Source organism: Candidatus Arsenophonus triatominarum, from assembly GCF_001640365.1.
In the GTDB taxonomy this organism is placed as follows: Bacteria; Pseudomonadota; Gammaproteobacteria; order Enterobacterales; family Enterobacteriaceae; genus Arsenophonus; species Arsenophonus triatominarum.
The window spans coordinates 139,781-159,456 of sequence record NZ_LWMI01000006.1; the positions used below are offsets into that span (position 1 = coordinate 139,781).

The following is a 19,676-nucleotide window of genomic DNA, read 5'->3' on the forward strand; positions in this document are numbered from 1 at the left end:
TGTTTTTTAACCTACCATTACTAAAAATCTTTCTTTTTTTATCATTTTATTGATTTTAAAAGGTTTTTATTGATAAATGAGCTATTTTATTTTCTCATAACTACCGCTTATTCCGAACTCAGGTTAAAAATAGGAGAGCCTATGATCATTTTTGAGACGATTATGGAAATTAAAATTTTACATAAACAGGACATGAGTAATCGAAAGATTGCAATGAAATTGGGGATTTATCGAAATACGGTAAGACGTTATCTTAACCTGAGTTCGGGATAAGAAATAAAGTGAAAGTCTTGTCTTGCTATTCAAATAGTTGAATGCGCATATTTCGTTAAAATACTCTAACAATCTGGTTAAAGAATAGAGCATTGTTAAACAATGATGGAAAATCTTACTGAACTTTATTGCCTGATGGATGATTTTTGTAAAGACTTCGAGCCAAAAATGCATGAAATTTTGCTGAATAACGGTAGTAAGCGTCGTAGACGGTCTACTCAGCTTTCATTGGCTGAAATGATGACACTGGTTGTTTTGTTTCATCAACTCCGATTCAGCCAATTCAAGGTATTTTATCTCTATCATGTCCGTTTATATCTCAGGAAGGAATTTCCTAACTTGCCATCATATTCACGCTGCGTAGAGTTACTTCCGCGCAGTGCCTTAGCTTTAACGGCACTGTTTGAGTCAATTAAGGGAAAGTGCACGGGTCTGTCGGTTGCCGATTCTACTCCGATAGCTGTGTGTGATAACTTACGGATCCGCCGGCATAAAGTCTTCGATGGGATAGCTGAACGAGGAAAAACCTCAACAGGTTGGTTCTTTGGTTTCAAACTTCATGTAATTATCAATCATTTGGGGGAAATACTCAGTTTTCGACTTACACCAGGAAACACAGAAGATCGGAAACCATTACCTGAGCTGATAAAAGATCTTTCTGGTTGTTTGTATGCGGATAAAGGGTATTTATCGGCTTCACTGAAACAGCAACTGAAAACAATGGGAATTAACCTTATAACGAATATCAAGCACGAGTTTCGCAATCTCCAAAAAAGAAGTATAAATTTAAAAACAAGAAAAAATTAGGGTGTTCATATTTTGTCCGGTTATCCATGCATTAAAAATATCTATAAAACATTCTTACAAGTAAGCAGTGTAAGATACTTTGGTTTGGCGTTATCAAAAGTAAGCCCATCGCCTTTATCACATGACACTATTAGTCGATGGCTAAAAAGTAGATGTTTTCGACCTAAAGACCTATGGCGATTAGTTCAACCTTCTATAGACAAAAAAAGCCCTTGCGTACTAATTGCCGATGATACATTGATTGCCAAAACACGTAGTAAAAAAATAGAGATGGTCCATTATCAATATTCAGGTAATGAACATGATGTTATTACTGGCATAGGTTTAGTTAATTTACGTTGGCATAATCTAACAACTGTTGAATCAATTCCTATTGATTATCGTATTTATGATAAAGATTCTGATGGAAAAACAAAAAACACGCACTTTTCCGAAATGCTCGCTCTTGCTAAAAAAAGAGGGATTATACCAGAAGCGGTAGTGATGGATGCCTGGTATTCTAGCCTGGATAATCTGAAGTCAATTCGCTCTCATGGTTGGGTCTGGATAACCACGCTGAGGAAAAACAGGATTGTTAACCATAACAAACAACTGAACAAGTTAGACATCTCAGAAGAAGGAACTCCAATACACTTACGAGGCTACGGTTGGGTGACTGTTTTCAAATTTACAGCCAAAAACGGCCGTATTGATTACATAGTAACAAACAAAGACAATCCCACCCGTCAATACGTCAAATCTATCATGGATGCCCGTTGGTCTGTTGAAGTTTATCATCGAGAAGTTAAACAAAATTGTGGTATTGAACGCTGTCAGGCTCACACGAGCCGAGCGCAAAGAAATCATATTTTTCTCGCTATTTCTGCGTGGTTTGAACAACATAAACGTCGTATATCTGAAAAAATAACCCTTTATCAACAAAATTGGGACGCAATCAAAAATGCTATTGCTGAGCACATCCGTGTTTTATTAGCGTACCCAAATTAGTTTTGTGCGAAACTCGTGATCAAATCTCCCTTTCGGTCAATGGGAGCAAACTTTTGCGGGAGACATCGCTTTAACATCCGCAATGTTAGACAGAATTTTACATCATTCACACGTTATTCAGATAAAAGGAGAAAGCTATCGATTAAAACAGAAAAGAAAAGCCGGAATTATCACTGAATCTAATCTTGAGTAAAAGAGTGGATCAATATTCAACCGTTGATAAGTCCTAAAAGTGGATCACTTTTCGGCCGTCGTTGACACTATAGGGTATGAGCTATGATAGTAGGGTTTTTATTTTTTACCATATTGCTAATTTCTTCCAGTGTGCAAGCGGAACAAATAGTTACTCCGGTGACCGATCTCCTCGGTAGAACTGTGTCAGTCAAACTTCCGGTTCAGCGCGTGATCCTAGGCGAAGGTCGACAACTTTACCTTGTTGCAATGTTAGATAAGGAAAATCCAGCTAAGCGAGTGGTTGCCTGGAGAAAGGATTTAATTCAGTCAGATCCAGCGACATGGCAACAGTATCGAAAACGTTTTCCCCTTTTGGAAAAAATCCCTACTTTTGGTGGTAGCGAACAGGGAACTTTCGATGTAGAGCTGGCCATTAGCCTCAAACCTGACGTTATCATCATGAACATGGATGCAAGAAAAGCGATCGTAGATTCAGGATATGAGGCGGCGCTTTCCAGCGCAGGGATCCCTATCGTCTATGTTGACTTTCGTTATGAACCAATAGCACATATTCCCCCGACGGTAAAACTGTTTGGCAAACTGTTTGGCAAAATGGAGCTTGCCACCGCCTACCTTCAATTCCGTGATATGGAGCTAAAACGTGTAACCTCCCAGGTAAATAAGTTAACGTCTTCCTTACCTAAAGTGTTTCTTGAGCGTCTAGGAGGATATTCAGATGAGTGTTGTATGACGTTTGGTAAAGGAAGTTTTGGGCGATTTGTCAAACTTGCTGGGGGAGAAAACATAGCTGCATCGTTATCTCCAGGTTCCTTTTTTACCATCAATCCAGAGCAGATAGTATCAGCCAATCCCGATATTGTAATTTTAACCAGTGGTAATTTTCAGGCATCAGTACCTGGTGGGCGATGGATACCTCTCGGCCCTGGTGCGAATATTAAAGAAGCCCAAACTAGACTAGCATGGTTTACTACCCGCCCTGCCTATAAAAACAGTTCAGCTCAGCATAATAATGCATTTTTCGCTATTTGGCATCAGTTCTACAACAGTCCTTACGATGTCATTGCCATCCAGCAATTAGCAAAATGGATCCATCCTGAACTATTCAGTGAACTTGATCCCGATGATACATTCCGTCGTCTTCATCATGAATTCCTTCCCATTCCGTACTTAGCAGGATATATGGTTAGTCTGAAAGCAGAGGGGCATAATAGTGACACTTTGTCTGACGCAGCTTCGCGCTGATACTCCAGGAACGGAGCATGTCATCCATTTTAATAATGCGGGGGCAAGTTTAATGCCTGAACCAGTTATACGTGCGATAAGGGAACATTACTCCAGAGAAATCATCATCGGTGGCTATGAAGCTGCTGTGACCCAGCGACAGTCAATTGAAAATATCTATCAGGAACTAGCAAGGCTTATCAATGCAAAACCTGCTGATATCGCACTGATGGAGAATGCGACTCGTGCCTGGAATATGGCATTTTATTCTTTACCATTGAAATTTGGTGACATTCTTCTTACCTCAACAACTGAGTATGCAGGAAATTATATACCTTATCTGCAAAGACAAAAACGAGATGGTATAAAGGTTAAAGTACTGAATGAAGATGAAACCGGTGCTGTTTGTCTGGAACACCTAAAGAAAGCATTGGATAATCCCAATGTCCGACTAATAAGCCTACCATTGCTTGGTACACATGGCGGGCCAATACAACCCGTCGAGGAAATTGGCGCACTCGCGCGTGAAGCTGGCGTATGGTTTTTTCTGGATGCCTGCCAGGGAATTGGGCATTTACCATTGGATATCAAAAAAATTGGCTGTCATGTACTAACCGCTTCTGGTCGCAAATACTTACGTGCTCCACGTGGTACTGGTTTTCTATGGATAGATAACATATTAAGCTCAACAATAGAGCCAATATTGCTTGATCATCATGCCGCGAAGCTGGAAAGTGCTAATCATTATCGCATTAATCATAGAGCACGTCGTTTTGAATGCTGGGAAGCTAATATTGCGGATCGTCTTGGTCTGGGAGCTGCTGCCGCATATGCTACATCATTAGGCCAAGAAAATATAACTCAACGAATTCTTCATCTTGGGAAACAACTTAGAACCGGTCTGAAGGATTTACCTCACATTCAGATACATGATCGCGGGAAATATTTATCTGGGATTGTTACGTTTACCGTCAAGAATATTATTCCAGAAAATGTACAAAAGTATCTATCCACTCATCCACGTCGTATGAATGTTTCCTGTTCACGATTTAATTCAACATTTATTGATATGAAAAATCGTGGACTTGACGCTGTCGTACGTGCATCTGTGCATGCATACAACAGTGAAGAAGAGATTGATACCCTACTTAACGTACTTGCTGATATCAGATGAGGTAAACATGATATATAACGTAGTATTGCGACCACTTGTATTGATCCGTCCATCTGAAGAGGTCAACATTGAACATGTAGAAATATTAGTAGAGGAGATTATTCACTGTCAGAGATGGATAACGACTGTCCCAATAGAAAAACAAACTGGGATTATTATGGATGGTAATCATCGATATTGTGCTGCATATCGGTTAGGTCTAGCATGTCTTCCTTGTGTCATGCTTGATTATACCTATGAATGTGTAAGTGTTTACCACTGGTGTAACGGTGAGCCTTTTTGCCCTAAAAAAATTAGGGAACATATTGTAAGTAAAGGGAAAATATTTCCATATAAAACTACCAGACATCTATTTTCTCCAGAGCTTCCTGTTGTTGATTTTAGTATTCAGCAGTTGCAAAACATGCCCGTTACATATTCTTAAATGTATTAAGGTAATGGTTGTTCTAAATGCTGGCAGTGAAAAAGCGCTGTCAACATTTATAAGTAAAACTATATATCACCGACCTCAATGACTAGTTTGTTGCCTGACCTAAAGATGGAAAATACGTTATTTTAGTAAATGTTTACTATTTATATTAAATAATTAAAGCATTCAGTTATAGACATAGCAGTTGCTCAAAATTAATTTTTTCAAAAGAATCTACTCGTAAATCAGCACCCACTAAATTGTCTTTTGACGATATGCCAACAGAAAAAATATTCGCTCTAATTTAATGCTGTCACGAGTTTCGCACAGGCATATAAAATTCCAGAAATGGCTTAAAAGTAATGGTTAATTTGCAAGTTACTAAAACGTATAAATTTGTTTAAATTACAATAAGTTGTTTTCTATTTATATATTATGCTGAATTAAACTTAAAAATAGAGCGTTTTTTTATTGGTGCGAAACTCGTGGCTGTAATTCCTGCTTGTGAATCTTCAAAACCAATCGCTTCATAGGTAATACATCGATAAAATTGGCCGCTGTTATAGCTAGGCGACTTAATTTTGATTACAAGGTGTGTTATGAGTTATACAATTGATTTTCGACGTAAAGTAATATCTGTAAGGAAAGCCGAAGGTTTAACAATTCGAGAAACTGCGAAACAATTCCGTATTGGAAAAGCGTCTTTAGTACGTTGGCTTAAACGACCAGAGCCAAAAAATTCAACGCCACGTAAGAGGAAGCTCGATAAAAATGCTTTAGCAAAAGATGTGGAACAGTATCCAGATGCTTACCAAAAGGAACGGGCAGAGCGATTCGGTGTTTGTAAAAAGACTATTTGGCAATCCCTTAAAAAGCTGGGATTAACCTATAAAAAAAACTCTATTCCATCCAAAAACCAACGAAAGCGACAGGCTGGCACATCAGCAAAAAAGACAACAGTATGAAAAAAAAGATAAATCTGTTGTTTTTATTGATGAAAGTGGTTTTTCACATGACACTCCACGAACTCACGGCTATTCCCCAAAAGGTCACCGTTGTTTTGGCCTGAAAAACTGGGGTGCTAAGGGAAGAACAAATGTTATTGGCGCTTTATTGGGAACAACCCTTTTTGCTATCGGATTATTTGATTGCAATATTAATCGTGATGTTTTTTATGTTTGGATCACAAAAATATTGCTCCCAGAACTTCCTGAAAATTCTGTTATTTTTATGGACAACGCTAGCTTTCACAAAGGTAAGAATATTGAACAGGCAATTATAAACGCAGGACACCAGATAGAATATTTGCCTGTGTATTCACCAGATTTAAATCCTATAGAACATAAATGGTCTCAAGCTAAACGTAAAAAGATGGAAACAGGATGCACTATCGATGACCTGTTTTTAATACATATGCTGTAATCAAAATTAAGTCGCCTAGCTATAAAAAAATCTCTGGATCCGGCTTACCTTTAACAAAGACACGAGTTTCGCACAAAATTAATTTGGGTACGCTAATAAAACACGGATGTGCTCAGTAATAGCATTTTTGATTACGTCCCAATTTTGTTGATAAAGGGTTATTTTTTCAGATATACGACGTTTATGTTGTTCAAACCACGCAGAAATAGCGAGAAAAATATGATTTCTTTGCGCTCGGCTCGTGTGAGCCTGATAGCGTTCAATATAGCTAGGCGACTTAATTTTGATTACAGCATATGTATTAAAAACAGGTCATCGATAGTGCATCCTGTTTCCATCTTTTTACGTTTAGCTTGAGACCATTTATGTTCTATAGGATTTAAATCTGGTGAATACACAGGCAAATATTCTATCTGGTGTCCTGCGTTTATAATTGCCTGTTCAATATTCTTATCTTTGTGAAAGCTAGCGTTGTCCATAAAAATAACAGAATTTTCAGGAAGTTCTGGGAGCAATATTTTTGTGATCCAAACATAAAAAACATCACGATTAATATTGCAATCAAATAATCCGATAGCAAAAAGGGTTGTTCCCAATAAAGCGCCAATAACATTTGTTCTTCCCTTAGCACCCCAGTTTTTCAGGCCAAAACAACGGTGACCTTTTGGGGAATAGCCGTGAGTTCGTGGAGTGTCATGTGAAAAACCACTTTCATCAATAAAAACAACAGATTTATCTTTTTTTTCATACTGTTGTCTTTTTTGCTGATGTGCCAGCCTGTCGCTTTCGTTGGTTTTTGGATGGAATAGAGTTTTTTTATAGGTTAATCCCAGCTTTTTAAGGGATTGCCAAATAGTCTTTTTACAAACACCGAATCGCTCTGCCCGTTCCTTTTGGTAAGCATCTGGATACTGTTCCACATCTTTTGCTAAAGCATTTTTATCGAGCTTCCTCTTACGTGGCGTTGAATTTTTTGGCTCTGGTCGTTTAAGCCAACGTACTAAAGACGCTTTTCCAATACGGAATTGTTTCGCAGTTTCTCGAATTGTTAAACCTTCGGCTTTCCTTACAGATATTACTTTACGTCGAAAATCAATTGTATAACTCATAACACACCTTGTAATCAAAATTAAGTCGCCTAGCTATACCACAATTTTGTTTAATTTCTCGATGATAAACTTCAACAGACCAACGGGCATCCATGATAGATTTGACGTATTCACGGGTGGGATTCTCTTTGTCTGTTACTAAGTAATCAATACGGCCGTTTTTGGCTATAAATTTGAGGGTGTTCATAATTCTGTGTCAGGGGATTTTATATTTTGATTATACCATCTAGGCGCCCTTTAAAATAGATGGACAATTGAGCAATGGTTAACGCCCAGTTACTAATCGGCATAGTCCATTTGTTGGATACCTGATTGATGCCAATATAGAGTAATTTTAATAAGCTGTTTTCATTAGGAAAAGCCCCTTTGGTTTTAGTTAATTTCCTAAACTGCCGATGAACCGCCTCTACTGCATTGGTCGTATAAATGGGTTTTCTAATGGCTTTAGGGTATCGAAAATAAGCACTGAGCAACTCCCATTTACTTCGCCAGGATTCTAGTACTATCGGGTATTTTTCACCCCATTTCGTTTCCAGTTCATCAAGGGCAAGCTCAGCAGCCGCTTTAGTATCTGCACGATAAACCGGCTTAAAATCAGCCATAAAGGCTTTTTGGTCTTTACTGGCAATATAACGTAAGCTATTGCGAATTTGATGAACTACGCATAGCCTGAACTTCTGTCTGCGGGAAAATACTGGCTATCGCTTCTGGAAACCCTTTTAATCCGTCAATACAAGCGATTAAAATATCTTGTATACCACAGTTATGTAAGTCAGTCAGAACGCTCAGCCAATGATGTGCTCCTTCTGTTTCAGACATATAGAGTCCTAACCATTCCTTATGCCCATCGGTGGTTAGTCCAAGTACTGTGTAGATTGCCTTATTGATATAGTGACCATCATGTTTTACCTTGTAATGAATGGCATCGAGCCAGACAAAAGGATAGAGCGCCTCCAGAGGGCGTTGTTGCCAGGCTTTTAATTCAGGGAGTGTAGTGGCATACTAAATTTGGCCACCTAAGTTGAGGTGATATGCTTACCTCATAATTTTTATAGGTGCCGAAATGAGTAAAATAATTACTGCTGAATTTAAATGTGAAACCGCCAAATTAGTCCTTGACCAAAATTACACCTACCAGGAAGCCGCGAAAGGCATGAACGTCAGTCTTTCAGCGATTAGCCGGTGGGTAAGAGCCCTTCGTTTAGAACGTCAAGGGAAAACATCGCCTGGTCTGCCATTAACACCTGAACAAATTGAGTTCAGAGAAATGAAGAAAAAAATCCACCGGCTGGAAATGGAGAATGACATCTTAAAAAAGGCTACTGCGCTCTTAATGTCCGACTCACTGAAAAATTTTCGGTAATTGAAAAGCTAAGAGTGCTTTATCCGGTGAAAACTTTGTATCGTATTTTTAATGTTCACCGAAGCAGTTATCGCTATTGGTGTCGGCCTAAGGAGCCAGATATTGAGCGGACGATAAAACGTAGCCTAGTCAGCGAAGCGTGGAACGTTAGTGGCGGCTCTGCTGGTGCAAGGACTATCGCCACGATGGTTACCAATACACACAACGTGAAACTTGGGCGGTGGTTAGCGGGTAAGTTGATGAAAGAATTAATCATCGTCAGTTGCCAAGAGCGAAAACATAAATACAACCGCGGTGGAAATGAACGTATTAATATTCCAAATCTGCTCAATAGGCAGTTCGCTGTTACAAAGCCTGACCAGGTCGGCGATGTAACCTATATTTGGACAGGCTCACGATGGGCCTATCTGGCTGTGGTATTGGATTTGTTTGCCCGAAAACCGGTGGGCTGGGCAATGTCATTTGCACCAGACTCAGAATTAACCGCCAAAGCACTACAAATGGCTTGGGAACTACGTGGGCATCCCAAACAGGTGATGTTCCATAGTGATCAGGGAAGTCATTATACCAGTCGTCAGTATAGGCAGGCATTGTGGCGTTATCAGATGACCCAAAGTATCAGTCGCAGAGGGAATTGTTGGGATAATAGTCCGATGGAACGATTCTTCCGTAGTCTGAAGACCGAATGGGTGCCAACGACTGGCTACCAAAGCTTTAGTACTGCTCAGTCAGCCATTATTCGCTACATAACCCACTACTATAGCGATATAAGACCTCACTGGTATAACGGTGGATTAACGCCAAACGAATCAGAGCGACTGTTCCGTGAACAGTCAGGTAGGGTGGCCAATTTTAGTTGACCACTACAGAGTAATTTGTCAGTAATATGCGTAATAGCTCCATCTGATATTTCCAGTCCATATAATTCTGCAACATGTTTTTGAATATCACGATAACTCATGCCTAATGCAAATAACGATAGGATTTTGTTATCAATATCCTCTGATAATTTTGTCTGATTTTTCTTAATGCGCTGAGGCTCAAAAGCACCTGACCTGTCTCTGGGCGTTTTCAGTTCAAATTGACCTGATGTCGATTTAACCGTTTTTCGAGTATAGCCATTTTTACGCGTATCGATTGACGTTGTCGATAGGTAGTGTTCTATTTCTGCCTGCAGGGCAGCTTCGGTCAGCTGTTTTATGAGTGGTGTGAGTATTCCATCCGTACCGGGTAAATTTTTACCTGATTGTAATTGCTTCAACGCTTCATCAAAATTAAATGATTGATTTCTCATATGTCATACCTCCACGAGTTTCGCACAGGCATATAAAATTCCAGAAATGGCTTAAAAGCAATGGTTAATTTGCAAGTTACTAAAACGTATAAATTTGTTTAAATTACAATAAGTTGCTTTTAATTTATAAGATTTTGTCTATTTATATATTATGCTGAATTAAAACTTAAAAATAGAGCGTTTTTTATTGGTGCGAAACTCGTGACCTCTTTTTTTTGAGTTTAAGATATGACACAGATTTTTGAACACTACCTATGATTCTTTGCGCCCGACTCGTGCGAGCCTGACAGCGTTCAATACCACAATTTTGTTTAACTTCTCGAACAGACCAACGGGCATCCATGATAGATTTGACGTATTGACGGGTGGGATTGTCTTTGTTTGTTACTCTGTAATCAATACGGCCGTTTTTGGCTGTAAATTTGAAAACTGTCACCCAACCATAACCTCGTAAGTGTATTGGAGTTCCTTCTTCTGAGATGTCTAATTTGTTCAGTTGTTTGTTATGGTTAACAAATCCGATTTTTTCTCAGCGTGGTTACCCAGACCCAACCATGAGAGCGAATTGATTTCAGATTATCCAGGCTAGAATACCAGGCATCCATCACTACCGCTTCTGGTATGATCCCTCTTTTTTTAGCAAGAGCGAGCATTTCGGAAAAGTGCGTGTTTTTTGTTTTTCCATCAGAATCTTTATCATAAATACGATAATCAATAGGAATTGATTCAACAGTTGTTAGATTATGCCAAAGTAAATTAACTAAACCTATGCCAGCAATAACATCATGTTCGTTACCTGAATACTGGTAATGAACCATCTCTATTTTTTTACTACGTGTTTTGGCAATTAGTGCATCGTCAGCTATTAGTACACAAGGGCTTTTTTTGTCTATATATGTTTCAACTAATCTCCACAGGTCTTTAGGTCGAAAACACCTGTTTTTTAGCCATCGACTAATAGTGTCTGAGACAAAGGTGATGGGCTTACTTCTGATAACGCCAAACCAGAGTATCTTACACTGTTTACTTGTAAGAATGTTTCGTAGATATCTTTAATGCATGGATAAGCTGACAAAATATAAACATCCTAATTTTTTCTTGTTTTGAACTTTTATACTTCTTTTTCGGAGCTTGCGAAACTCGTGCTAAATAGCATTCTTTGTCAAAAAATCCCCTCTTTTATGTTTGACTTTAGAGTTAACTCTAAAGTGTAAAGTAAATCATAGAAACGAAATTTTAAGTGAGTGAATTAAAAAGGGGATACTGTGTGTGCATACCCATCAACAACATAAGCATACTGCAAAATGTTGCACAACCAATAGCCACTGCAGCGATAAAAAGAAAGTTATTGGTCACAAACATAGCAAAAAAACCGTATCGCTATCGGCAAAAAATAGCGCTGATGAAGAACTTCATCCTGCGAAGAGTAACACTAAACTTACAGATCAGCAGGCATGCAGTGATACCAATCAATATAACCTTATAAGTGAATGCACACTTACATATGAGAAAAGTAATGCCTTTATTTCAAGAAAAAAGCACCGCTTTCATTGGATTGTAAGTGGTATGGATTGCGCAAGCTGCGCGCGTAAAATTGAAATAGCCGTTAGCAAGGTCAATCATGTCAAACAAGTAAAGGTACTGTTTACAACCGAAAAGTTAATTGTCGATGCTGATGATGATGTTCGTGATGATGTAATCAAAGCTGTGCAAAAAGCGGGCTTCAAATTATATAACCTCAATACCACCGAATCAGCCGCAAAAAAGAGGCAAAATAATCCATTTAGTGAATCTAACCCTATCATTATTTTAATATTTTTTATGTTAATCAGTTGGGGAATTTCCTTCATTGATGTAAAAGTAGGACAAATTGCTTTTATTTTAACAACATTATATGGACTCTACCCGATTACAGTTAGAGCAATACAACTGATACGCTCAGGTACTTTTTTTGCAATAGAAACATTAATGAGTGTTGCGGCAATAGGCGCATTATTCATTAATGCAAGCGAAGAAGCCGCGATGGTACTGTTGTTGTTTATGATAGGAGAAAGATTAGAGTCATATGCCGCTGGACGCACACGCCGAGGCATCAGTAGTTTAATGGCCCTTATTCCTGAACAAGCGATGCTCATTAAAAATGGTGTAAAAACCACTGTCCCTGTCTCAACACTGCAACCAGGCGATATCATTGAAATCCTTCCTGGTGGCCGTTTACCCACTGATGCTGAATTAGTGAATGAATTTGCCAGTTTTGATGAAAGTGCATTAACCGGTGAATCAATGCCTATTGAACGAAAAACGGGGGAAAAAGTATCAGCCGGCGCACTTTCTATCGATCGTGCTATACAAATGAAAGTAATATCTGAACAAGGTCAAAATGCGATCGATCGCATAATGATATTAATTGAAGAAGCTGAAGAACGCCGCGCCCCAATTGAACGATTTATTGATCGTTTTAGCCAAATTTACACGCCCCTTATTATGTTAGTCGCAACATTGATTATTATTATTCCACCACTATTTTTTGCTGAATCATGGGACATATGGATCTATCGTGGTCTAACCTTGCTGTTAATAGGCTGCCCTTGCGCTTTAGTGATCTCTACTTCAGCGGCAATTACTTCTGCTCTGGCAGCAGCAACGCGTCGAGGAGCCCTGATTAAAGGTGGCGCAGCCTTAGAGCAATTAAGTTCTGTCACCCAAGTTGCCCTGGATAAAACAGGTACACTTACCGAAGGGAAACCACAAGTTACTGACATCATAACCGCTGAAACAGTGACCGAAGAAACACTATTGCAATTTACCGCTTCAATCGAAAGCGGATCACACCATCCTTTAGCAAAAGCGATTTTGGCTAAGACTCAAGCGCTAGAAATAAATGTTGAACCCGCCCAAAATCATAAAGCATTGGCTGGTATTGGAGTGGAAGGTTATTTGGCAGATAAATATATTCTGGTATCAGCACCGAATAAAATCTCTGACGATATATTAACCATACAATGGCAACAAACAGTAAAAACACTTGAAAATCAAGGTAAAACTGTTGTTGTGGTACTAGTCGATAACAAGCTACTTGGCATTATTGCTATGCAAGATACATTACGCTCAGATGCCATTGATGCGGTTAATAAACTGCAAAAACTGGGTATTAAAACCGTCATGTTAACGGGTGATAACCCACTGGCAGCTGAATCAATTGCGCAAAAAGTTGGTTTAGATTATCGGGCAGGGCTGTTACCTGAAGACAAAGTCAATGCCATTATAGCACTCAGTAAAACCAACCATACACTCATGGTTGGCGATGGTATTAATGATGCTCCCGCAATGAAGGCCGCAAATGTTGGCATCGCCATGGGTAATGGAACGGATGTCGCTCTTGAAACCGCTGATGCGGCATTGACTCATAACAGGCTAACTGGATTAGCCGAGATCATTATGTTATCACGAGCAACCAGAGCCAATATTCGTCAAAACATTACTATCGCTTTAGGACTAAAAGCTATCTTCCTGGTGACCAGTTTATTAGGCATAACCGGCTTATGGATGGCTATTTTAGCGGATTCCGGTGCCACTGCATTAGTGACCGCAAATGCGCTCCGTTTATTGAAGGATCGCCACCCAGAATAAACGCTTTGTTAAATATTATTTAACCTGAGTTCGGGATAAGCATTATCAATTATGCTTGAAGATATGTTCCTGCCACAGGTATCTTTGGTTTAGATGGAATTAAACAATATGCAACCCGCCCTGCTAATAAATTCACTACAAAGTTAGTAGGAGAGCGGTGCCACGTATGCTCTGCTCTATCTGACAAAGACACGAGTTTCGCACAAAACTAATTTGGGTACGCTAATAAAACACGGATGTGCTCAGTAATAGCATTTTTGATTACGTCCCAATTTTGTTGATAAAGGGTTATTTTTTCAGATATACGACGTTTATGTTGTTCAAACCACGCAGAAATAGCGAAAAAAATATGATTTCTTTGCGCTCGGCTCGTGCGAGCCTGACAGCGTTCAATATAGCTAGGCGACTTAATTTTGATTACAGCATATGTATTAAAAACAGGTCATCGATAGTGCATCCTGTTTCCATCTTTTTACGTTTAGCTTGAGACCATTTATGTTCTATAGGATTTAAATCTGGTGAATACACAGGCAAATATTCTATCTGGTGTCCTGCGTTTATAATTGCCTGTTCAATATTCTTACCTTTGTGAAAGCTAGCGTTGTCCATAAAAATAACAGAATTTTCAGGAAGTTCTGGGAGCAATATTTTTGTGATCCAAACATAAAAAACATCACGATTAATATTGCAATCAAATAATCCGATAGCAAAAAGGGTTGTTCCCAATAAAGCGCCAATAACATTTGTTCTTCCCTTAGCACCCCAGTTTTTCAGGCCAAAACAACGGTGACCTTTTGGGGAATAGCCGTGAGTTCGTGGAGTGTCATGTGAAAAACCACTTTCATCAATAAAAACAACAGATTTATCTTTTTTTTCATACTGTTGTCTTTTTTGCTGATGTGCCAGCCTGTCGCTTTCGTTGGTTTTTGGATGGAATAGAGTTTTTTTTATAGGTTAATCCCAGCTTTTTAAGGGATTGCCAAATAGTCTTTTTACAAACACCGAATCGCTCTGCCCGTTCCTTTTGGTAAGCATCTGGATACTGTTCCACATCTTTTGCTAAAGCATTTTTATCGAGCTTCCTCTTACGTGGCGTTGAATTTTTTGGCTCTGGTCGTTTAAGCCAACGTACTAAAGACGCTTTTCCAATACGGAATTGTTTCGCAGTTTCTCGAATTGTTAAACCTTCGGCTTTCCTTACAGATATTACTTTACGTCGAAAATCAATTGTATAACTCATAACACACCTTGTAATCAAAATTAAGTCGCCTAGCTATATCGATGGGGTTGATGCCAACTCAGTAGCATTTTAGTGTGGCAGAATGACTTTTACTCAATTTGCCACAGCGTATTAAATGACATTGAGAGAATAATAGTGTTAGCAGATATCGCATAATTTTGAGGTAGTTGATAGCGGTGAAAGGTGGCTGTCTAATAACGTTGATTTAATTAAACTTTTTGAAAAAGACTGGTTAATCGTCTTCAAGTTTATGATGAAAAAATTGAATAATTGCTATTGCCTGCTCTTCATCTGGACCGGTTACTTCAATATCGATATAACTACCTTGTTCTGAGTCTAACATCAACATTGCTATAACACTATCTGCTTGAGCTTCTATATTATGGCAATTGCGCAACAGCACCGAAGATTCAAATTGTTGGATTAGTTCACAGAGCATCATTGCTGGCCTGCATACCCTGTTGATTTTTTATAATAATGCGGTGATAGACAGTCATGACTTTCTCTTTTCTAACGTCCGATGACGCGACTGAACATTTTTGCCTCTAGAACGAAAGTAATCAGCCAGTTGTTCGGCAACATAAACTGAACGGTGTTTACCTCCGGTACAACCGATAGCAATCGTCAAATAGCTACGGTTATTAGATTCTAACATGGGTAACCATAATTCAAGATAACTACGTGTTTGATAGATAAAGTTATGCACTTCGGTGTGTCGGTCAAGAAAGGCAGCAACAGGACGATCGAGAGCTGTCATAGGACGTAATTTAGGATCCCAATGTGGGTTAGGTAAAAAACGGACATCAAACACATAATCTGCATCGATCGGAATACCATGTTTAAAGCCAAAGGATTCGAAAACCATGGTCAATTCACGTTCCCGTTTACCTAATAAACGTGCTCTAAGCATTTCAGCCAGTTCATGTACTGACATTTCAGAGGTGTCGATAACTAAATCTGCTCGTGAGCGGAGTGGCTCTAATAGATCATTTTCCTCATCAATAGCATTTTCTAATGATAAATTTTTATTGGAGAGTGGATGTAAACGGCGTGTATCACTATATCTTCTGATCAGCGTATTACGATCTGCATCAAGAAAAAGTAATTGTGGGGAAAAACTAGCAGGTAGATTTTTTAACGCATTTTCGAAAATTGTTGGGTTGTCTGGCATATTACGAACATCAATACTCACGGCCGCAGAAGTTTGTCGTTCAGCAAGTGAATTTGCCAATTCTGGCAGTAAAATAACGGGCAGATTGTCAACACAATAAAAACCCATATCCTCCAGTGCCCGTAGAGCAACTGATTTACCTGAACCAGAACGGCCACTGACTATCATCAGCACCATGAGTCATACCCCTTAAGTTTCTTCACAATGAAAAATCATTATTTAGCTTAGATTTTTTAGAAACCAGTTATTCAGTAATGATTTTATAGAGTTCATCATTACTTTGCGCAGCGCGTAAACGACGACATAGGTTCTTATCAGCTAACCGTTTGGCAATTAAAGAGAGAGTATGTAAATGTGTTTTACATTGCTCTGAAGGAACTAATAATGCAAACAGTAAATCGACTGACTGATTATCAATGGCATCAAAAGCAATAGGTTCACCTAAATGGAGAAAAACACCAACTGCGTCGGATGAATTGCTTTCATTTAATTTGCCATGTGGGATTGCAATACCTCCACCGATACCGGTTGTGCCGACTTTTTCACGGGTTAATAATGAGTCAAAAACGACACTTTCAGGTACATTCAGTGCAATTGCAGCAACTTCACTAATAATTTCTAGTGCTCGTTTTTTACTCGTACAAAGTACATTATTTAGTGTACATGATGGTGTTAATACCGAGCTTAATGATAATTTTTTTTCACTGTTCATTGAATTTATTCACTTAGGGCAATTATACCAGATATCCATAATGAATATCTGGTATGAACGATACGAGCATCGATAATCTACATTATTTAGTGTCATAGTGCCCTTGTTGTTTAATAACACAGATTAATGTTGTTTCAATTTTTCTTTGTATTTAGTAAGCTGGCGCGCCATTTTTTCTACCATGGCATCAATTGCCGCATACATATCATCTTCTTGAGCAGAAGCATGTAGTTCTGCTCCATTCACTTTCGCCGTTGCCTCAGCAATTTGATTAAATTTCTGTACTTTTAAAATTACATGAATAGCATTGATATGGTCAAAATATTGTTCAAGTTTTGAACACTTTTCTTCCGCGGTTTGGCGTAATGCTTCCGTAATTTTAATATTTTGGCCAGTAATTTGAAATTCCATAGTATCTTCCTTCTCAGTTAATTCAAATCAGTTTTTTACGCTGATTCGAGGGTGGAATGGATAGAGACTCTCGATATTTAGCAACTGTACGACGAGCAATTTGAATACCCTGTTCTGCTAGTATGCTTGTTAATTTGTTATCACTCAAGGGTTTTACAGGGTTCTCTGTCGCAATAAGTTTTTTTACTAGCGCGCGTATAGCGATAGAAGAGGCTTCTCCTCCGGTATCAGTGTTGACATGGCTAGAAAAAAAGTATTTCAGTTCAAAGATACCTCTTGGACTATGTAGATATTTTTGCGATGTGACACGGGAAATCGTCGATTCGTGCATATCAACCTGATAAGCAATATCCGCTAGTACCATAGGTTTCATATGCTCTTCACCATATTCAAAAAACTGTTGTTGATTTTCAACAATACATTGGGCAACTTTTAATAAAGTTTCATTACGACTTTCTAAACTTTTTATTAACCATTTCGCATCTTGTAAGTTGTTACGGATGAATTGATTATCTTTTTCATTATCAGAGTATTTACCTAGAGAAGCATAATGTTGATTGATTTTTAAGCGTGGAATGTTTTCAGTATTTAGAGCTACTTGCCAGTCATTATCTATTTTGCGAACCAGAGCATCGGGGACAATATATTGTGGTTCATTAGTTTGAATGATTTGCCCAGGTTTAGGATCTAATCGTTGGATCATATCGATAACTTCTTTCAAGGCCGTTTCTTTTAATTTGGTTTTTCGGCTAAGTTGCCGAAAATCACGATTGCCAAGTAATTCTAAATGGTCGTTAATTATTAGTTTAGCTTCTTTTAAAAAAGGAGTCTCGCGAGGTAACGCGGATAACTGAATTAGTAAGCAGTCTTTTAAATTTTTGGCTGCGACGCCGATCGGATCGAAGTGCTGGATCCGTTTTAATACAATTTCAACTTCTTCCTGGGTAATATTTGCTAGGGCTAAACCCGCGTAAATATCTTCAATAGTGGTGCTTAAATAGCCGGAATCGTCCACAGCATCAATAATGGCGGTGGCAATTGCGGCATCTATTTCAGTAAAAGGTGTTAATGATGCTTGCCAGGATAAATAATCTTGCAACGTTTGCAATGTTTCTCCTTGGTAGATAGGAAAATCATTGTCACTAAAATTATTGGTTAGAGTTGGATAGTTATCTGAGGGATAAATTTCTTCCCAATTAGTATCTAAAGGTAATTCGCCTGGCACATCATTTTGTTCGATGGCGTCAAAACTATCTAGTGCCGCTGGTTCGTTATCATTAATATCTGATGCTTCAATTTCCTGGTAGAGGTCATCTTGTTCAAGTAAAGGATTGCTTTCAAGAGCTTGCTGAATTTCGTGTTGAAGTTCTAATGTTGAAAGTTGCAACAAACGAATAGCTTGTTGTAGCTGTGGTGTCATCGCCAACTGCTGACTGAGTCGGAGTTGCAAACTCTGTTTCATAAAATTGGCTTAGTCTCCTTGGGAATAACATAATAAAAAAATTTACCAACTTTAATTAGTCACGGTTAGAGGCGGAAACCGTCTCCCAAATAGACGCGTTTGACTTGTTCATTTTCTAAAATCGCTTTAGGAGTTCCATGAGCGATAAGATGACCTTGACTGACAATGTAAGCACGTTCACAGACATCTAATGTCTCTCTCACATTGTGATCGGTTATTAATACGCCTAAACCATAATCTCTCAAGTGTTGGATTATTTTTTTTATATCTAATACTGAAATCGGATCAACACCGGCAAAAGGTTCATCTAAAAGAATAAATTTAGGATCAGCCGCTAATGCCCGGGCTATTTCTACACGGCGACGCTCCCCGCCAGAAAGTGATTGACCGAGGTTATTTCGCAAATGAGTAATACTAAACTCTTCCATCAATTCTTCGGCACGTTGCTGTTTTTCTTCGAATGTTAAATCTTTACGAATTTCTAATACAGCCATCAGATTATCGTAAACGTTTAGCCGGCGAAATATTGAGGCTTCTTGTGGTAAATAGCCTATTCCCCTACGAGCCCGTTCGTGAAGCGGCAGTAAACTAATATCTTCATCGTCGATAGCAATTTTTCCAGTATCACGAGGAACGATACCAACTACCATATAGAAGGTTGTCGTTTTACCTGCACCGTTTGGTCCCAATAAACCAACGATTTCACCTGAACTGACCTCCAGGCTGACGTCTTCAACAACCTTACGGTTTTTGTATGTTTTTGCCAAATGTTTCGCAGTTAATTTCGCCATTTTTT

16 protein-coding genes and 11 pseudogenes are annotated in these 19,676 nt (G+C 38.7%); 11 read left to right on the top strand and 16 right to left on the bottom strand.

Annotated features, from left to right (window positions below; genetic code table 11):
- Window positions 1-141: 141 nt before the first annotated feature.
- From AYJ55_RS24815 to AYJ55_RS03415, 9 genes and pseudogenes are all read left to right on the top strand, one after another.
- Window positions 142-267, top strand: a pseudogene (locus tag AYJ55_RS24815) (IS21 family transposase); the annotation flags it as partial.
- Window positions 268-378: 111 nt separating this feature from the next.
- Window positions 379-1,047, top strand: a pseudogene (locus AYJ55_RS03385) (IS982 family transposase); the annotation flags it as partial.
- 45 nt (window positions 1,048-1,092) lie between these two features.
- Window positions 1,093-2,067, top strand: a complete 975-nt coding sequence (locus AYJ55_RS03390) for an IS701 family transposase (RefSeq protein WP_063654273.1) — start codon at window positions 1,093-1,095, stop codon at window positions 2,065-2,067.
- A gap of 19 nt (window positions 2,068-2,086) precedes the next feature.
- A pseudogene (locus tag AYJ55_RS24820) lies at window positions 2,087-2,260 on the top strand (ATP-binding protein); the annotation flags it as partial.
- An 83-nt stretch (window positions 2,261-2,343) separates the two neighbouring features.
- Entirely contained in the window at window positions 2,344-3,504 is a 1,161-nt protein-coding gene (locus AYJ55_RS03395) for an ABC transporter substrate-binding protein (RefSeq protein WP_063654275.1), read from the top strand.
- The gene (locus AYJ55_RS03400; protein WP_222703407.1) at window positions 3,473-4,657 is read left to right on the top strand and encodes an aminotransferase class V-fold PLP-dependent enzyme; all 1,185 of its coding nucleotides are present in this window, start codon (window positions 3,473-3,475) and stop codon (window positions 4,655-4,657) included. Before AYJ55_RS03395 ends, AYJ55_RS03400 begins: the two co-directional genes overlap by 32 nt.
- Window positions 4,658-4,814: 157 nt before the next feature.
- Window positions 4,815-5,081 carry a ParB N-terminal domain-containing protein gene (locus AYJ55_RS32565; protein WP_245677262.1) on the top strand — a complete coding sequence of 89 codons (267 nt, stop codon included), beginning with the start codon at window positions 4,815-4,817 and terminating at the stop codon, window positions 5,079-5,081.
- 584 nt (window positions 5,082-5,665) lie between these two features.
- Window positions 5,666-6,031, top strand: a complete 366-nt coding sequence (locus tag AYJ55_RS03410; protein WP_063653415.1) for an IS630 transposase-related protein — start codon at window positions 5,666-5,668, stop codon at window positions 6,029-6,031.
- The gene (locus AYJ55_RS03415) at window positions 6,000-6,488 is read left to right on the top strand and encodes an IS630 family transposase (RefSeq protein ID WP_063653499.1); all 489 of its coding nucleotides are present in this window, start codon (window positions 6,000-6,002) and stop codon (window positions 6,486-6,488) included. The genes AYJ55_RS03410 and AYJ55_RS03415 overlap by 32 nt, the downstream gene beginning before the upstream one ends.
- A 78-nt stretch (window positions 6,489-6,566) precedes the next feature.
- Here AYJ55_RS03415 and AYJ55_RS35470 read toward each other — a convergent pair.
- From AYJ55_RS35470 to AYJ55_RS03430, 4 genes and pseudogenes are all read right to left on the bottom strand, one after another.
- Window positions 6,567-6,758 (bottom strand): annotated as a pseudogene (locus tag AYJ55_RS35470) (IS701 family transposase); the annotation flags it as partial.
- A 17-nt stretch (window positions 6,759-6,775) separates the two neighbouring features.
- Window positions 6,776-7,597: an IS630 family transposase gene (locus AYJ55_RS03420; protein ID WP_063654281.1), complete on the bottom strand. Its 822-nt coding sequence runs from the start codon at window positions 7,595-7,597 to the stop codon at window positions 6,776-6,778.
- A 28-nt stretch (window positions 7,598-7,625) separates the two neighbouring features.
- A pseudogene (locus tag AYJ55_RS03425) lies at window positions 7,626-7,772 on the bottom strand (IS701 family transposase); the annotation flags it as partial.
- Between the two features lie 31 nt (window positions 7,773-7,803).
- Window positions 7,804-8,587, bottom strand: a pseudogene (locus AYJ55_RS03430) (IS256 family transposase); the annotation flags it as partial.
- Window positions 8,588-8,660: 73 nt separating this feature from the next.
- Between AYJ55_RS03430 and AYJ55_RS03440 the strand changes: the two are divergent.
- Window positions 8,661-9,820 (top strand): IS3 family transposase gene (locus AYJ55_RS03440; RefSeq protein WP_162505285.1). Its coding sequence is split into 2 segments (ribosomal slippage): window positions 8,661-8,916 and window positions 8,916-9,820, totalling 1,161 coding nucleotides; the frame shifts between segments, so codons are not numbered across the junction.
- 8 nt (window positions 9,821-9,828) lie between these two features.
- On the opposite strand, the pseudogene AYJ55_RS03445 reads toward AYJ55_RS03440, so the two are convergent.
- A pseudogene (locus tag AYJ55_RS03445) lies at window positions 9,829-10,254 on the bottom strand (transposase); the annotation flags it as partial.
- Window positions 10,255-10,513: 259 nt separating this feature from the next.
- A pseudogene (locus AYJ55_RS35475) lies at window positions 10,514-11,329 on the bottom strand (IS701 family transposase); the annotation flags it as partial.
- Window positions 11,330-11,523: 194 nt separating this feature from the next.
- Between AYJ55_RS35475 and AYJ55_RS03460 the strand changes: the two are divergent.
- Complete coding sequence (locus AYJ55_RS03460; protein WP_063654291.1) at window positions 11,524-13,884, top strand: zinc/cadmium/mercury/lead-transporting ATPase; 2,361 nt, start codon at window positions 11,524-11,526, stop codon at window positions 13,882-13,884.
- Between the two features lie 49 nt (window positions 13,885-13,933).
- Here the strand turns inward: AYJ55_RS03460 and AYJ55_RS30465 are convergent.
- From AYJ55_RS30465 to lptB, 10 genes and pseudogenes are all read right to left on the bottom strand, one after another.
- A pseudogene (locus AYJ55_RS30465) lies at window positions 13,934-14,056 on the bottom strand (IS982 family transposase); the annotation flags it as partial.
- 36 nt (window positions 14,057-14,092) lie between these two features.
- Window positions 14,093-14,284 (bottom strand): annotated as a pseudogene (locus AYJ55_RS35480) (IS701 family transposase); the annotation flags it as partial.
- Window positions 14,285-14,301: 17 nt separating this feature from the next.
- Complete coding sequence (locus AYJ55_RS03465) at window positions 14,302-14,835, bottom strand: IS630 family transposase (protein ID WP_162505291.1); 534 nt, start codon at window positions 14,833-14,835, stop codon at window positions 14,302-14,304.
- Window positions 14,759-15,124 (bottom strand): IS630 transposase-related protein, encoded by a 366-nt coding sequence (locus AYJ55_RS03470; protein WP_063653415.1) that lies wholly within the window; start codon window positions 15,122-15,124, stop codon window positions 14,759-14,761. Before AYJ55_RS03470 ends, AYJ55_RS03465 begins: the two co-directional genes overlap by 77 nt.
- A gap of 232 nt (window positions 15,125-15,356) precedes the next feature.
- A pseudogene (locus AYJ55_RS03475) lies at window positions 15,357-15,621 on the bottom strand (HPr family phosphocarrier protein).
- Window positions 15,618-16,472 carry an RNase adapter RapZ gene (gene rapZ, locus AYJ55_RS03480; RefSeq protein ID WP_063654293.1) on the bottom strand — a complete coding sequence of 285 codons (855 nt, stop codon included), beginning with the start codon at window positions 16,470-16,472 and terminating at the stop codon, window positions 15,618-15,620. Before rapZ ends, AYJ55_RS03475 begins: the two are co-directional and overlap by 4 nt.
- Window positions 16,473-16,539: 67 nt before the next feature.
- Window positions 16,540-17,007, bottom strand: coding sequence for a PTS IIA-like nitrogen regulatory protein PtsN (gene ptsN, locus AYJ55_RS03485; protein ID WP_063654295.1), 468 nt, complete (start codon window positions 17,005-17,007; stop codon window positions 16,540-16,542).
- A gap of 123 nt (window positions 17,008-17,130) precedes the next feature.
- Window positions 17,131-17,418: a ribosome hibernation promoting factor gene (gene hpf / locus AYJ55_RS03490; RefSeq protein ID WP_063654297.1), complete on the bottom strand. Its 288-nt coding sequence runs from the start codon at window positions 17,416-17,418 to the stop codon at window positions 17,131-17,133.
- Window positions 17,419-17,440: 22 nt separating this feature from the next.
- Window positions 17,441-18,880: an RNA polymerase factor sigma-54 gene (rpoN, locus tag AYJ55_RS03495; protein WP_063654299.1), complete on the bottom strand. Its 1,440-nt coding sequence runs from the start codon at window positions 18,878-18,880 to the stop codon at window positions 17,441-17,443.
- A 65-nt stretch (window positions 18,881-18,945) separates the two neighbouring features.
- Window positions 18,946-19,671 carry an LPS export ABC transporter ATP-binding protein gene (gene lptB / locus AYJ55_RS03500; protein ID WP_063654300.1) on the bottom strand — a complete coding sequence of 242 codons (726 nt, stop codon included), beginning with the start codon at window positions 19,669-19,671 and terminating at the stop codon, window positions 18,946-18,948.
- Between the last annotated feature and the right edge of the window lie 5 nt (window positions 19,672-19,676).

Bases quoted from the DNA above. Each gene is read 5' to 3' on its own strand.
- AYJ55_RS03470 (WP_063653415.1), bottom strand. From the start codon at position 15,124: ATGAGTTATACAATTGATTTTCGACGTAAAGTAATATCTGTAAGGAAA.
- AYJ55_RS03420 (WP_063654281.1), bottom strand. From the start codon at position 7,597: ATGAGTTATACAATTGATTTTCGACGTAAAGTAATATCTGTAAGGAAA.
- ptsN (WP_063654295.1), bottom strand. From the start codon at position 17,007: ATGAACAGTGAAAAAAAATTATCATTAAGCTCGGTATTAACACCATCA.
- lptB (WP_063654300.1), bottom strand. From the start codon at position 19,671: ATGGCGAAATTAACTGCGAAACATTTGGCAAAAACATACAAAAACCGT.
- rpoN (WP_063654299.1), bottom strand. From the start codon at position 18,880: ATGAAACAGAGTTTGCAACTCCGACTCAGTCAGCAGTTGGCGATGACA.
- AYJ55_RS32565 (WP_245677262.1), top strand. From the start codon at position 4,815: ATGGATGGTAATCATCGATATTGTGCTGCATATCGGTTAGGTCTAGCA.
- hpf (WP_063654297.1), bottom strand. From the start codon at position 17,418: ATGGAATTTCAAATTACTGGCCAAAATATTAAAATTACGGAAGCATTA.
- rapZ (WP_063654293.1), bottom strand. From the start codon at position 16,472: ATGGTGCTGATGATAGTCAGTGGCCGTTCTGGTTCAGGTAAATCAGTT.
- AYJ55_RS03410 (WP_063653415.1), top strand. From the start codon at position 5,666: ATGAGTTATACAATTGATTTTCGACGTAAAGTAATATCTGTAAGGAAA.
- AYJ55_RS03395 (WP_063654275.1), top strand. From the start codon at position 2,344: ATGATAGTAGGGTTTTTATTTTTTACCATATTGCTAATTTCTTCCAGT.